Genomic DNA, 13,570 nt, shown 5'->3' with positions numbered 1-13,570 from the left:
GGACAACTCCCAGCGCGGAGCGCCCCGGCGGCGCGGCCGCCGCAGACCGGCCGCCCACCGTGCGAAGCGCGGAATAGACGGGTGGGTGGGGGAGAACCACCCGGTCAACAGGCCGTCGCGGCGGCTCGGGCAGAATGTTTCATATGCCAAGCATTCCGCTCACCGTCGGCTTCGATCTCGACATGACGCTCATCGACTCCCGTCCAGGGATCCGCAGCGTCTACCTCGCGCTCGCGCGCGAGACCGGTGTCCCGATCGACGCCGACCTGGCCGTGACCCGGCTCGGGCCGCCGCTCGAGGTCGAGTTGGCCAACTGGTTCCCGGCCGAGCGGATAGCCGAGGCCGCCGACCGCTACCGCGGCATGTACCGCGACTACGCGATCGCCGAGACGCCCGCCATGCCCGGCGCCCGCGAGGCCATCGCGGCCGTGCGGGAGCGCGGCGGCCGGGTGATCGTCGTCACCGCCAAGTACGGGCCCAACGCGGAGCGGCACGTGAACCACCTCGGCCTGGCGCCCGACGTCGTCATCGGCTCGCTCTGGGCGGAGGGGAAGGCCGCCGCGCTGCGCGACCACGCCGCCGGCGTCTACGTCGGCGACCACGTCGGGGACGTCCGCGGCGCCGTCACGGCCGGCGCGCTGTCCGTCGCCGTCGCCACCGGACCGTGCAGCGCCGACGAGCTACGCCGCGAGGGCGCCCACGTCGTGCTGCCGGACCTGACCGGCTTCCCGGCCTGGCTCGACGAGCACCTCGCGACGGTCGTCTAGCCGTCGGCGGCCAGGTCCTGTCCTGTCGATCTTGTCGGATCGGCCCGCGGTGTCAGACGCGGTGCTCCCCCAGACTTCGTGCAGGGGGCACCCCCACCCAGGCCGCCAGGCCTGAGGGAGTCGCGGGACCGGCAAGATCGGCAGGACAGAGCCTAGCGCCACCGCTGCGCCGCGATGGAGCGCAGCAGGCCCGCGCCGGCCACCGCGAAGCCCACGCCCATCAGCATCGACACCACGTACGCCACGGTCGGCAGCGGATCGGCGCCGATCAGCAGCGGGACCATGGTGATCAGCGTCGCCACCGCGCCGACCGCGAAGATCACGCCGCCGATCCGTACCAGCGTGTCCCCAGGGGACCTCTCACTCGCCTCACTCACCCCTACAGAGTGGCAGACGCAGGGTTACCGGCCGCACGGCGGGGGCAGTGATCCTCCGAAACGGCCCGGCGGCATCTTGTCACCGGGCAGGGGGCGGTTAGCCTGGAGTGAAAGGCGGGTCCTGTGGCCCGCCGTCTTGTTATGACGAGTGCGAGGACGAGGACACGTGCCTACCGGCAAGGTCAAGTGGTTCAACACCGAGAAGGGCTTCGGCTTCCTTTCCCGTGACGACGGCGGCGATGTCTTTGTGCACTCCTCAGCGCTGCCCGGGGGCGTGGAGCTGAAGCCGGGTCAGCGTGTGGAGTTCGGCGTGGTCGCCGGGCAGCGCGGGGACCAGGCGCTCTCCGTCACCCTGCTCGACCCGGTGCCGTCGGTGGCCGCCGCGCAGCGCCGCAAGCCAGACGAACTGGCCTCCATCGTCCAGGACCTGACGACCCTGTTGGAGAGCGTCACGCAGCAGCTGGAGCGCGGCCGCTACCCGGACCGGCAGAACGGCCGCAAGATCGCCGGCATGCTGCGCGCCGTCGCCGACCAGCTGGACGTCTGAGCCGGGGTCAGGCCCCGACCGGGCCCGGCGCGGCGAGCGCCGCCGGCAGGCGCGGCACGAGCCCCTCGTCGGCGGCCCTGGTCAGGAGCTCGCGGATGGCGGCGTAGCCGGCCTCGCCCAGGTCGGCGGTGAACTCGTTGACGTAGAGGTCGATGTGGGCCTGGGCCACCGCCGGGTCCATCTCCTGGGCGTGCGCCAGCACGTAGTCGCGGCTCGCCCCGGGGTCCGACCAGGCCCGTAGGACCGAGGCGCGGATGGCGTCCGTGAGGGCCGCGAGCCGCTCGGGCCCGAGGGAGCGCTTGGCGATGATGGCACCGAGCGGGATGGGATGGCCGGTGCTGGCCTCCCAGAACTCGCCCAGGTCGGCGAGCTGGTGCAGGCCGAACCGCTGGTAGGTGAAGCGGGCCTCGTGGATGACGAGGCCGGCGTCCACGGATCCGTCCCGCACGGCCGGCATGATCTCGTGGAACGGCAGCACCCGCACCTCGCCGACCCCGCCGGGCACGTGGGCCGCCGCCCAGAGACGGAAGAGCAGGTAGGCGGTGGACCGCTCGCCGGGCACCGCGACGGTGCGGCCGGCGAGGTCGGCGGCGGTGGCCGGCTCGCGGGTCAGCACCAGCGGCCCGCAGCCGCGGCCGAGCGCGCCGCCGCACGGCAGCAGCGCGTACTCGTCGAGCACCCACGGCAGCACGGCGTACGACACCTTGAGCACGTCGCCCTCGCCGCGCTCGGCGCGGCCGTTGGTGATGTCGATGTCCGCGAAGTCCACGTCGATGGCGGGGGCGTCGGGCAGCAGCCCGTGTGCCCAGGCGTGGAAGACGAACGTGTCGTTGGGGCAGGGCGAGTACGCGATGCCAAGCGGCGTGGCCACTGCTTCGGCGGTCATGACGCCTCCCGTTGTTCCCTCTGCTGGTGCCAGTCCTCGATGACGGGCCCGACGGCGGCGAACGCGGCGCTGAGCGCGTCGAGCGCGTCCTCGATGCGCCAGGCCTCGCGGTCGCGCGGGCCGACGGGGTTGGAGACGGCGCGGATCTCCAGCGTCGGCACCCCGTGCAGGGCGGCGGCGGTGGCCACCCCGAACCCCTCCATCGCCTCGGCGGCGGCGCCCCGGTGGCGGGCCGCCAGCTCGGCGCGGCGCTCCTCGGTGCCGGTCACGGTGGACACGGAGAGGACCGGCGCGTAGACGCCGCCGGTCGCGGCGACCACCGCGCGGGCCAGCTCGGGTGGCGGCTGGTGGGCGACGACGCCGAACCCGAGCTCGGCCATGTCGGAGAACCCGGCCGTGGTCTGGGCCCCGAGGTCCACGACGACGATGCTTGAGGCCACGACGAGACCGCCGACGGGCACCTGTTCCCGGAAGCCGCCGCCGATTCCGGCCGACACGGCCAGGTCGTAGGGTTCGTCGGCCCACGCCAGGACGCTCCCCACCGCGGCCGCCGCCGCCGCGCCCCCGACACCCACCACGACGACATCGGCGGTCACGTCGCCGCCCAGGCGTACCCGGTGCAGGTCGACGCCGAACGGCAGGGGGACGACGGCCAGGGGCTCAGCGCCGGAGGCGCGGGTCACGGCCTGGCGTTCGGACTCGACGGCCGTCGCGATCAACACCTGCACCCGGCGTCCTCCCTGCTCCACTCGGCGCGAGCAGCGCTTCGCTAGTGGCCCTGGTGCGGTTCGAGCTCGACGTTCCAGACGCCGTCGAGCGAGCTGAACATCCGCTCCTCGTACTCCTCCTGCGTCTGGGAGCTCAGGATCTCGTCCTCGTCGTAGTCGTCCGACACCTCGACGACGTTGAGCCGCAGGTTCTCCGTCTGCGGGGCCTGGCCCGGGGTGGTCTGCTGCTGCTCGGCGGCGCGGTACAGGTCGTCGCTCGAGAAGCTGTGGTACGTCGTCGTGAACGGCTCGGGGTCATAGAGGAGGCCGTTGACGAACAGCAGCCAGCCGTCCTCGGCGACGTCCGGGTCGACGCCGACCCGGAAGGTGTCGCCGGCGCGGGTGGTGAACGTCGGCACGTCGTCGTTGCTCTCCGTGCAGGACAGCGCCCGCTCGGCGCCGAGCGCGTCGCCGTGGCCGTAGCAGTCGGCGGGCGTCTCGCGCGACTCCGTGTTGGAGTTGAGCGTGAAGTGCGCGTTCGGGCTCGGCTGCTCGCAGGCGGAGAGGGCGACCAGTCCCAGCGAAACAGCGCCGAGGGCGAACGTGGTGCGGATGGCCCGGCGGCCCCGGTTCGTGGAGATCGCAGTCATGCGGGCAGGTTACCCGCGCGGCCGACGGTCACCTGACGCGGGGGTGCGCCGTGCCGCGCCGCGCGGCGGCGGCCAGGCTGGGGGCGGAGGCGAGCACTCCGGTCAACACCAGCAGGGCCGCCACCCACATGCCGAGCGGGCCGTTGAGCGGCAGCGAGATGCCGATCGCGCCGCCAAGCACCCAGGACATCTGCACCGCGGTCTCGGAGCGGGCGAACGTCGAGGTGCGCACCACCTCGGACACGTCCCGCTGGATCATCGCGTCGAGCGACAGCTTGCCCATCGCCTGGCAGATGCCGGCCGCCGCGCAGACGGCGACGACCGTGAACGCGTTGTAGGCGACGGCGGCGGCGCCGGTCGTGGTGAGCGCGAGCACCAGTATCACCAGCAGGTTCAGCTCGGGGGCGCGGTCGCGCAGCAGGTTGCCGAGCAGGTTGCCCAGCGCGTTGCCCCCGCCGGCCGCGAGCCCGACGAGGCCGAGCGAGAACGCTGCGGTCAGCCCGGGCAGCGCCTCGCCGCGCAGCAGGAAGGCGAGGAAGAACAGCAGGAAGCCGGAGAGGGCACGCAACGAGCCGTTGGCGATCAGCGCCTTGAGCACGGGGAACTCGGCGGCGGCCCGCAGCGGGCTGGCGCCGCGCCGCTCGCCCCGCTCCCTCGCCTGCGTGGCGCGCGACTCGGCGAGCTCGGCCAGGTGCACGTCGCGCTCGCCGCGCGCCAGGTCGACCTTGTGCGGCAGCCGGAAGGAGAGGAAGGCGCCGACGATCGTGACCAGGCAGGCGGCGTACAGGGGAGCCCGTTCGCTGACGGCGTTCAGCAGCAGGCCGAAGGGCGCCATGGCGCCCGCCGAGATGAGGCCGGTCAGGGTGATGCGGGCGTTGGCCTTCACTAGCGAGATGGTGGTGGGCAGGAGCCGGGGGACGACCGCGGCCCGCACGATGTTGTACGCCTTGGAGCAGACCATGACGCCCAGGGCCGCCGGGTAGAGCTCGAGGCCGCCGGTGGCCACCACGCTGGCGATGACGAGGGCGAGCATGCCGCGGGCGAGCAGTGCGCCGGCCATCGCGGCCCGCCGACCGTGCGGCACCCGGTCGAGGAGCGGGCCGATGACGGGTGCCAGCAGGATGAACGGGGCCATGGTGACGGCCAGGTAGAGCGCGACCCGGCCGCGCGCCTCGCCGGTGGGGACCGAGAAGAAGATGGTGGAGGCGAGCGCCATGGTGATCAGCATGTCGCCCGCGGAGTGCACGGCGTGCAGCTCGATCAGCTTGCCGAGCCCTGACTCGCCCGCGCCGTGCGCGTGCGTCGTGCGCCGGATGCGGCGGCCGAGGGCGATCGGCACGGCCCGCAGGGCACGCCCGGTCGCCTGGACCGCCCGGGAGACGCGCCCCGAGCCGCCCCCGCTTCTGGTACCCGACGAGCTGCCAGCGACCACGGTTACCCAGACTAGGCCCTGACCGGACGATCTTCGAGGATCGGCGAGCGGCGGATGGTCCCCTTCTGATATCGGGGGTCGCGCGGCGGAGGCCCGGGCCCGACCCACCTGACCTGACCTGGGCCGGGCGCCGCGCGGCTGGCCCGTGCGGTAGCGTGGGCCGGCGGTGCGCCTTGCCTCGTACAGCACGACGTCGCAGCGGTCCCAGCGTCCGCTCCGTCGGCTCCGTTCGCCCTGAGGCGCCCGCACCGGACAACGGCGTAGGAGAGTTCTTGTGAGTGCTGGGATGCCAGGCCCGACGCGAAGCGGCACACCCGATCGGCTCTGTGCCGAGGCGGTCGACCTCGCCCGCGACGCCGCGGCGCAGGCGGCGCGTCCCCAGCCGATCGGGGAGTATCTGGGGCTCGTCGCCGAAGGCGACCGGCTCGTCACCCACTTCTTCGGGAGCCGCGATCCCGGCTACCCCGACTGGCGCTGGGCCGTCACGGTGGCGCGCGCCGCCCGCGCCCGGTACGTCACGGTCGACGAGGTGGCCCTGACGCCGGGGCCCGAGGCGCTGCTCGCGCCGGACTGGGTGCCGTGGAGCGAGCGGCTGCGCCCTGGCGACCTGGGCCCTGGCGACCTGCTGCCGGCCGAGCAGGACGACGTGCGGCTCGAGCCCGGGGTGCTGGCCGAGGCGCCGGGCGAGGAGGTCGAGGACGAGGAGCCGACGGCCGGGCGCGGCGCGGTCGCCGACGTGGCGAACGAGTTGGGGCTCGGGCGCCGTCGGGTGCTGTCCTGGGTCGGCGTGCAGGAGGCGGCCGACCGGTGGGAGGAGCGGTTCGGTCCCGAGACGCCGATGGCCCAGGCGGCGCCGGCGAACTGTGAGAGCTGCGGGTTCCTGCTGCCGATGGCCGGCTCGCTGCGGCAGGCGTTCGGGGTGTGCGCCAACGAGTACGCGCCGGCCGACGGCCAGGTGGTCTCGTTGTCCTACGGCTGCGGCGCGCACTCGGAGGCCGCCGAGGTGCTCAAGCCGCAGCGGCCCGCGCCGCCGGTGATCGACCACCTGGGCGCCGATCCGCTGTAGGCCCCCGGGCGTCCCCTCGCCGGGGGCCGGCTGTCGGTCGGACCCGGTACTGTCGCCCCGTGACCACCGACCACCACGCCGAACCCGCCGACCCCTTCGGTACCGCGCGGCTGCGGCACGGCGTCCTGACCGCCTGGGCGGCCTCCCCCGCGCGTTTCCGCGAGGACGCCAACGCGGAGGAGGACCTGGCCCGCGGCGGCTACCGTGACCGGCTCGTCATCGAGCTCGCGCAGAACGCGGCGGACGCCGCCGCCCGCGCCGGCACACCAGGACGGCTGCGCCTGACCCTTCGGGACGGCGTGCTGACCGTCGCCAACACCGGGGCCGCGCTGGACGCGGCGGGCGTGGAGTCGCTCTCCACCCTGCGCGCCTCCGCCAAGCGTGAGCAGTCCGGCGGTGTGGGGCGCTTCGGCGTCGGCTTCGCCGCCGTGCTGGCCGTGAGCGACGCGCCGACCATTGCGAGCGCGGCCGGCGCCGTCCGCTGGTCGCTGGCCGAGGCCGCCGATCTCGCGCGGGCCACCGGCGCGGACAACCCGGCCCTGCTCGACGAGTTGGACCGCAGGGCCGGCCAGCGGCACGCCGTCCCGCTGCTGCGGCTGCCGTTCCCGCTGCCGCCGGCCGAGCCGGCCGCGGCCGTGCCGGACGGCTTCGACACGGCCGTCACCCTGCCGCTGCGGGACGCGGCCGCCGAGGACCTGGCCACGCGGCTGCTCGACGCGGTCGACGACACGCTGCTGCTCACCCTGCCTGGCCTAGTCGAGGTGGCGGTGGAGACGCCGGGCGGCACCCGCACCCTGACGCGCCGCCAGTTCGGGCCCTACACGCAGATCACCGAGGAGCCTGGCCCGGCCGGGCTCGCGGTGCGCTCCACCCGGTGGCGGGTCTCGCAGGACAGCGGCGAGGCCAAGCCCGAGCTGTTCGCCGACCGGCCGATCGAGGAGCGCGACCGGCGCCACTGGTCCGTCACCTGGGCCGTGCCGGTGGACGCGGAGGGAGCCCCCGCCGCGCCCACCAGCCCCGCCGTGGTCCACGCCCCGACGCCGACGGACGACGCGCTCGGCCTGCCCGCGCTGCTGATCGCCAGCTTCCCGCTCGAGCCGACCCGCCGCCATGTCGCGCCCGGGCCGCTCACCGACTTCCTGCTCGACCGGGCCGCCGCCGCCTACGCGGCGCTGCTCGCCGACTGGCGGCCGGTCACCGGCGACATCCTGGGCCTGGTGCCGGGGCCGCTCGGCCGTGGCGAGTTGGACGGCAGGCTGCGCGAGGCGCTGCTCGACCGGCTGCCAGGCACGGCGTTCCTGCCGCGCGCCGCCGCCCCGGCCGCCGAGGCCGAGGAGGGCGAGGAGGAGAGGGCCGTCGCGCTGCGGCCCAGGGACGCGGAGCTCGTGGAGCGGGCCGGCGCCGAGACGGTGGCGGTGCTCGCCGAGCTGTTCCCGCAGCTGTTGCCGGCCGGCCTCGAGCGGCGCGCCGAGCTGCGGGTGTTGGAGGTGGCGCGGGTCTCGCTCGGCGAGGTGATCGACCGGCTGGCGGGCGTGGAGCGGCCGGCCGGCTGGTGGGCGCGGCTTTACGAGTCGCTGTCCGGCGTCGATCCCGACCTGCTGACCGGGCTGCCGGTGGCGTTGGCGGACGGCGGCATCACCATCGGGCCGCGCCGCGCGCTGCTGCCGGTGCCCGGCACGGACGCGGTGGAGTTGGGCCGGCTCGGGCTCAAGGTGGTGCACCCGGAGGCGGCCCACCCGCTGTTGGAGAAGCTGGGCGCGAGCCCGGCGACGCCGCGCGCCGTGCTGGCCACTCCGCAGGTGCGGGCGGCCGTGGCGGCCTCGGCCGACGCGGAGGTGTGGGACGAGGACGCGATCCCGCCTGAGGAGCTTGCCGAGCTCGTGCTGGCGCTGGCCCGGGAGGCGGACCTGGCGCCGGGCGAGGAGCCATGGCTGGCCGCGCTCGCCCTGCCCGACGAGGACGGCGATCTCAGTCCGGCCGCCGATCTCATCCTCCCCGGCAGCCCGTTCGCGGAGATCATCGAGCCCGACGAGCTCGCCGCCGTCGCCCCGGAGCTCGTCGAGCGCTGGGGCGAGCAGCCGTTGACGGCGGTCGGCGTGCAGGCCGACTTCGTGCTGATACGGGCCCAGGACGTCGTCCTCGACCCGGACGAGCTGGAGGATGAGCGGGACGTCGGCTACCCCGAGCCGGACAACCTGGGTCTGCTGGAGGCCGTCGACGTCTGGTGCGAGGACGTGCTGGACGCGCTGCCGCCCGCCGAGCTGCCCCCGGTGGCGGCCGAGGTGGTCGCCATCCGGGACCTGGAGCTGGTGTCGGACGAGCAGTGGCCGCGCGCCCTGGCGCTATTCTCCCGCGCCCCCTACCGGGAGGCGCTGACCACGCCCGTGCGGGTGCGGATGCCGGACGGCTCGGTCGAGCCGGCCCGCCCGTACAGCGCCTGGTGGCTGCGCGGCGCGCCGGTGCTCGGCGGGCGCGAGCCGGTGGGCCTGCGCTCGGCCGACGGCGACCCGCTGCTGGCCGGCCTCTACGAGGACGCGGACACCGCAGACGCCGACGAGGACGTGCTGCACGCGCTCGGCGTGCGCACCACGGCCCGGGCGCTGCTCGCCGAGCCGGGCGGCGCGGCCGAGCTGTTGAGCCGGCTCGTCGACCCCGAGTCGGCGGTGGTCCCGGCCCAGCTGCACGGCCTCTACGCCCTGCTGGCCGACCTGGACCCGGCCGACGTCACCCTGCCGGATGAGCTGTGCGCGGTGGTCGACGGCTCGGTCGCGGTGGTGCCGGTGGCCGAGGCGCTGGTGGCCGACGCGCCCGACCTGCTGCCGCTCGCGGCCGGCCGCGCGCTGCTGCCGGTGCCGCCGGAGCGGGCCGCCGCGCTGGCCGCCGTGCTCGACGTGCGCCCGCTGAGCGCCGCGCTGCCGGCGCCGGTCCCGGAGGGCGGCACCCGCCGCGACACGCCGGAGGCGGCGCACGCCCTGCTCGGCCCCGACACCCCGGCCGGCTACGTGGAACACGACGAACTGGTCGTCGACGGTGTCGAGTTGGACTGGCGCCTCGCCCCGGACGGCACGCTGCACGCCGCCACCTTCGAGGGGCTCGCGGCCGGCCTGGCCTGGGCCACCGGCCAGTGGCCGCGCCGGTTCGAGCTCGCCGCCCTGCTGGAAGACCCGTCCCGCGCCGACGAGTTGGAGACCGCCCGATGGTTCGACTGACCCGCCGAGCGCTTGGCGGCGGGCCTGGCCCTGGCCATGCGGCAGCGGCGGGGTCGTTTCGCCCCTGCCTCCCTGTGGGGGCCCCGTCCCGCGCCGACGAGTTGGAGACCGTCCGATGGTTCGGCTGACCTGCGTGGCCGCTTCGCTGGCGGTGGTGCCGTTACTGTTCGCCTGCTCGGCAGGCGCCGGCGATCCCGACCCCGAGCCGTCGTCGCCCGACCTCGAGGAGGCGGCCGTCACCTCGGAGTACTGGACCCCGGAGCCCGGCACCGACTGGCAGTGGCAGCTCATCGGCGAGGTGGACACCTCGATCGACGTCCCGGTCTACGACATCGACGGCTTTGAGAACGACGCCGCCGTGGTCGAGGAGCTGCACGAGCGTGACGTGCGGGTGATCTGCTACATCAGCGTCGGCGCCTGGGAGGACTTCCGCCCCGACGCGGACGAGTTCCCCGAGGAGGTGCTGGGCGGGCCCAACGGCTGGCCGGGCGAGCGCTGGCTGGACATCCGCGCGGTGGACGTGCTGGAGCCGATCATGGCCGAGCGCTTCGACATGTGCGCGGACAAGGGCTTCGACGCGATCGAGCCGGACAACGTCGACGGCTACGCCAACGAGACCGGCTTCGACCTCACCGCCGAGGACCAGCTGGTCTTCAACCGCATGATCGCGAACCTGGCCCACGAGCGGGGTCTCTCGATCGGCCTGAAGAACGACCTGGACCAGATCCCCGAGCTCGTCGACGACTTCGACTTCGCGGTCAACGAGCAGTGCGCCCAGTACGACGAGTGCGAGGCGCTCACCCCGTTCATCGACGCGGGCAAGGCCGTCTTCCACGTCGAGTACGAGCTGACGACCGAGGAGTTCTGCCCCGTCACCGTCCCGCTCGGCCTCAGCTCCCTGCTGAAGAACTACGACCTGGACGCCTGGCGGGAGACCTGCCCGGCGGCCGTCTGAGCCCGCCGGTGGGCGGGCCGGCCCGGCCCGCCCACCGGCGTCACTCCTCGACGAGCCAGGCGAACTCGCCGAACCGCTCCGGGTCGCGCCGGGTCCACTCCTCGGCGATGGCGGTGCGGCTATGGAAGCCGACCGGCTGGTCGGCGGTGTCCGCGAGGGTGTCGGCCGTGGATGCGTAGTTCAGGTAGTTGTAGGCCGCGTCGGCGTAGACGCGGCCCTCGGCGCTGTCCGGGTCGACCCCGTCGGGCAGTTGGGCCGCCTGGTGCACGAAGCCGCTCACCCCCTCGGCCCCGCGCTGCCGCTGCTCGCCGGGCTCGCTCGTCGGGTAGCCCGCGTTGAGCATGTTCTCGGCGAACTCGGGGTCGCTCAGCAGTTCGGCCGCGATCTCGGGGCGGCGCGCCGCTATGCCCAGGAGGTTGCGGGTGCCCTCGTTCATGGGGGTGCCGTCGGTCTCGACGAAGTCCCGGGTGGTGCGCTCGATGTCGACCGCGGCGTGGGCCGTGTCCCGGCTGAACTCCGGTCCCGAGGGGGCCATGGACTCCCCCATCAGGCGGCCGAAGCCGTCGAAGTCGGCGACCATGTCCCGGGTGGGGTACTCCAGGTGGGAGGCGTAGTCGTAGACGTAGTACCGGATCGAGTCGGGCACCCGCTCGCCGTTGGGACCGGGGGCGATGCCGCCCACGGCCGGGTCGAACAGGGCGTTGACGCCGTCGCCGACGCTCTGCCTGACGGCCCGCGCGTCCAGGAGCCCCTGGAGGTCGCGGTCGGCCGTGTCCAGGTTGCCGAGTCCGCCCAGCGCGTGGGGGGTCAGGTCGCCGTAGAACCGCTCCAGGAACGCTCGTTCGGCCGGGGTGAGGTCGCGGGCCGGGTGGAGCGGGGTGCCGCCGTACACGGACTCGGTGATGCCCTCGAGGCCGGCCAGGTACGACCGGATCCGCGACGGCACGGCGTCGACTCCCGGCCCGAACGCCTCGTTGATCCGCTCTGCTGACCAGGCGGCCATGTCCTCGGTGACGAACAGGTCGAGCGGACCCCTGGAGATGTCGACCCCGGCGGAGACGAGGTCGTAGGCCAGGCCGCTGAGGCGGGTGCGGTAGCCGTCGATGGCCTCGACGATGTCTTCGTCCGCGTCGACGGCGTCGTCGGCCGCGGCCCGCAGATGGCGGTCGCGGACCTCCTGAGCCAGCGGCTCAACCGAGTAGTCGGCCTTTCCGTCGGCGCCGATGACGGGCTGGATGTCCCGCCAACGCCCCTGGTACTGGATGGGGATCGTGGGCGGGGTGTCGTACTCCCAGGCGCGCATCCGGTAGTAGGCCTCGCTCAGCGCCGTGGCCCAGCCGTTGTACTCGGCCACGGCCTCCTCCGCGTGCCGCTGGACCCGCGCGTCCAGGCCGTTGCCCCTCGTCCACTTCCCGTTGGCGCGGGTGGCGTCGAGTCTGCCCGGCAGATACTCGCCGGCGCCCTGGGGGACGTCCCCGCCGGCGATGACGCCGATCACGGCCTCCTCGGCGACGAGGGCGAGGTTCATGGCCTGTTGGAGGGAGCCGACCGTCTTCTCCATGCCCCTGGAGTCGAGATCCCGGGTGGTGATGGTGACGCGTTCCTCACCGTCCGCCAGTGTGGCACCGTCCAACTCCCCGGACTCGGCGGCCAACTCGGAGGCGCGTTCGGACAACTCCAGGGAGTTGACGCTCTCCTCCGCGGCACGGGCGTAGATGGCGGCGGTCTGCGCCATGTCATCCGTGTCGAGTTCCGTGGTGAACTGCTCCTGCCGCCGCCAGGGGGAGCGGCCGGCGGCGCGCTCGACATCCTCTTTGGCGAACCCGAGATCTGGTCCTGGCATGGCCCCCGTGCCTATTTGCGATGGAAAAGGATGCGGCAGAGATAACTTCCGCAGGGCGCCATGGTAGTTGCCCTGCGGCGTCGCCCGGGCGACAGCTCGGTGAACAAAAGCGTGATGTGGTTTCGGGGCGTGACGCCCCGTCCACTCCGCCGCCCGCAACCGGGCGGTTCGCGTGGGCGTCGACTGCTGCATGAGGCGCGTACGGGGGCTGCTGGGGGCCGTGGTGTTGGTGGGGGCGACGCTTGTCGCGTGCGGTGAGGAGGCGTCGGAGCCGGAGTGGTGGCGGCCGGCGCCCGGGGAGGTGGCGAGTTGGGACTGGCAGATCAGTGAGCCCTACGACCTGTCGGCGCCGCACGACATGTACGACCTGGACCTGTTCGACCTCGCGCCCGCCGGGTCCGAGCTGTGGTACCCGGACGGGGACGTGATCGAGGTGCCGGCCGGGCCGCTGGCCGGCGCGATCGAGGAGTTGCACGCCAGGGAGCCGCGGCCGGTGGTGATCTGCTACGTCGACACCGGCGCCCACGAGAGCTACCGACCCGACGCGGAGCGGTTTCCCGAGGCGGTGATCGGCAACGACACGGGCTGGTCGGAGGAGCGCTGGCTGGACATCAGGGCGGGGTCGCGGGGGGCGTTCGCCGAGCTCGTCTGGGCGCGGCTCGACCTGGCCGAGCGCATGGGCTGCGACGGGGTGGAGCCCGACCAGAACAATCCGCTGGGCAACGACCCGGGGTTCCCGATCACGCTGGACGACCAGCACTCCTGGTATCGGGAGGTGGCCGAGCAGGCCCACGCGCGCGGGCTCTCGGTGGGCATGAAGAACGGCCACGACCAGCCGGGTTCGGCGGCCGAGCTGGTGGACGCGTTCGACTGGGCGCTGCCCGAGGAGTGTGTCGAGTTCGACGAGTGCGCGGAGCTGGACGTCTTCGTCGAGCAGGGCAAGGCCGTCTTCGCCGTGGACTACCCGCCGGCCGTTGACCCCGCGGCGGCCTGCCGGGAACACCGGGCGCACGGCTTCGACGGACTGGTCAAGGACGAGCCGCCCACCGGGGGCTATCGGGTGTCCTGCGGCGGGTGACGGCCGGCGTCGCTGTCGGCTCGTCCCCTTGCGACGATTGACAGACGGCGTTG

The 13,570-nt window shown here is 74.0% G+C and carries 12 protein-coding genes; 6 read left to right on the top strand and 6 right to left on the bottom strand.

Annotated elements, in window-relative coordinates:
• The first annotated feature begins 143 nt into the window (after positions 1-143).
• Positions 144-767 carry an HAD family hydrolase gene (locus E1265_RS07850; protein WP_132929508.1) on the top strand — a complete coding sequence of 208 codons (624 nt, stop codon included), beginning with the start codon at positions 144-146 and terminating at the stop codon, positions 765-767.
• A 152-nt stretch (positions 768-919) separates the two neighbouring features.
• On the opposite strand, the gene E1265_RS07845 is transcribed toward E1265_RS07850, so the two are convergent.
• Positions 920-1,144 (bottom strand): hypothetical protein, encoded by a 225-nt coding sequence (locus E1265_RS07845; protein ID WP_132929507.1) that lies wholly within the window; start codon positions 1,142-1,144, stop codon positions 920-922.
• Between the two features lie 166 nt (positions 1,145-1,310).
• On the opposite strand from E1265_RS07845, the gene E1265_RS40245 reads away from it, so the two are divergent.
• Positions 1,311-1,691, top strand: a complete 381-nt coding sequence (locus E1265_RS40245; RefSeq protein WP_132929506.1) for a cold-shock protein — start codon at positions 1,311-1,313, stop codon at positions 1,689-1,691.
• Between the two features lie 7 nt (positions 1,692-1,698).
• On the opposite strand, the gene E1265_RS07835 is transcribed toward E1265_RS40245, so the two are convergent.
• From E1265_RS07835 to E1265_RS07820, 4 genes are read right to left on the bottom strand one after another with little or no spacing between them, the layout of a single operon-like run.
• A complete protein-coding gene (locus E1265_RS07835) occupies positions 1,699-2,577 on the bottom strand; it encodes a 1,4-dihydroxy-6-naphthoate synthase (protein WP_132929505.1) in 879 nt (292 codons plus the stop codon).
• The gene (locus tag E1265_RS07830) at positions 2,574-3,305 is read right to left on the bottom strand and encodes a futalosine hydrolase (protein WP_132929504.1); all 732 of its coding nucleotides are present in this window, start codon (positions 3,303-3,305) and stop codon (positions 2,574-2,576) included. The genes E1265_RS07835 and E1265_RS07830 overlap by 4 nt, the downstream gene beginning before the upstream one ends.
• A 41-nt stretch (positions 3,306-3,346) precedes the next feature.
• Positions 3,347-3,934 (bottom strand): hypothetical protein, encoded by a 588-nt coding sequence (locus E1265_RS07825; RefSeq protein WP_132929503.1) that lies wholly within the window; start codon positions 3,932-3,934, stop codon positions 3,347-3,349.
• A gap of 28 nt (positions 3,935-3,962) precedes the next feature.
• The gene (locus tag E1265_RS07820; protein ID WP_207930996.1) at positions 3,963-5,366 is read right to left on the bottom strand and encodes an MFS transporter; all 1,404 of its coding nucleotides are present in this window, start codon (positions 5,364-5,366) and stop codon (positions 3,963-3,965) included.
• A gap of 286 nt (positions 5,367-5,652) precedes the next feature.
• Between E1265_RS07820 and E1265_RS07815 the strand changes: the two genes are divergently transcribed.
• From E1265_RS07815 to E1265_RS07805, 3 genes are all read left to right on the top strand, one after another.
• Complete coding sequence (locus E1265_RS07815) at positions 5,653-6,432, top strand: DUF3027 domain-containing protein (RefSeq protein WP_132929502.1); 780 nt, start codon at positions 5,653-5,655, stop codon at positions 6,430-6,432.
• A gap of 59 nt (positions 6,433-6,491) precedes the next feature.
• Positions 6,492-9,641 (top strand): molecular chaperone Hsp90, encoded by a 3,150-nt coding sequence (locus tag E1265_RS07810; RefSeq protein WP_132929501.1) that lies wholly within the window; start codon positions 6,492-6,494, stop codon positions 9,639-9,641.
• A gap of 115 nt (positions 9,642-9,756) precedes the next feature.
• Entirely contained in the window at positions 9,757-10,596 is an 840-nt protein-coding gene (locus E1265_RS07805; RefSeq protein WP_132929500.1) for an endo alpha-1,4 polygalactosaminidase, read from the top strand.
• A gap of 40 nt (positions 10,597-10,636) precedes the next feature.
• Here E1265_RS07805 and E1265_RS07800 read toward each other — a convergent pair whose 3' ends face one another.
• Complete coding sequence (locus E1265_RS07800; RefSeq protein ID WP_132929499.1) at positions 10,637-12,439, bottom strand: hypothetical protein; 1,803 nt, start codon at positions 12,437-12,439, stop codon at positions 10,637-10,639.
• Positions 12,440-12,629: 190 nt separating this feature from the next.
• Between E1265_RS07800 and E1265_RS07795 the strand changes: the two genes are divergently transcribed.
• A complete protein-coding gene (locus E1265_RS07795; RefSeq protein WP_132929498.1) occupies positions 12,630-13,517 on the top strand; it encodes an endo alpha-1,4 polygalactosaminidase in 888 nt (295 codons plus the stop codon).
• Positions 13,518-13,570 lie beyond the last annotated feature (53 nt).

It is taken from the genome of Streptomyces sp. 8K308, assembly GCF_004348315.1.
Lineage (GTDB): Bacteria > Actinomycetota > Actinomycetes > Streptomycetales > Streptomycetaceae > Streptomyces.
The sequence above is the reverse complement of the archived record's forward strand: the minus strand, read 5'-3'. Positions and strand labels throughout refer to the sequence as shown.

What these genes read in the sequence shown, in the direction of transcription:
- E1265_RS07815 (WP_132929502.1), top strand. Translation starts at nt 5,653, where the DNA reads ATGCCAGGCCCGACGCGAAGCGGCACACCCGATCGGCTCTGTGCCGAG.
- E1265_RS07825 (WP_132929503.1), bottom strand. Translation starts at nt 3,934, where the DNA reads ATGACTGCGATCTCCACGAACCGGGGCCGCCGGGCCATCCGCACCACG.
- E1265_RS07800 (WP_132929499.1), bottom strand. Translation starts at nt 12,439, where the DNA reads ATGCCAGGACCAGATCTCGGGTTCGCCAAAGAGGATGTCGAGCGCGCC.
- E1265_RS07795 (WP_132929498.1), top strand. Translation starts at nt 12,630, where the DNA reads ATGAGGCGCGTACGGGGGCTGCTGGGGGCCGTGGTGTTGGTGGGGGCG.
- E1265_RS07835 (WP_132929505.1), bottom strand. Translation starts at nt 2,577, where the DNA reads ATGACCGCCGAAGCAGTGGCCACGCCGCTTGGCATCGCGTACTCGCCC.
- E1265_RS07850 (WP_132929508.1), top strand. Translation starts at nt 144, where the DNA reads ATGCCAAGCATTCCGCTCACCGTCGGCTTCGATCTCGACATGACGCTC.
- E1265_RS07805 (WP_132929500.1), top strand. Translation starts at nt 9,757, where the DNA reads ATGGTTCGGCTGACCTGCGTGGCCGCTTCGCTGGCGGTGGTGCCGTTA.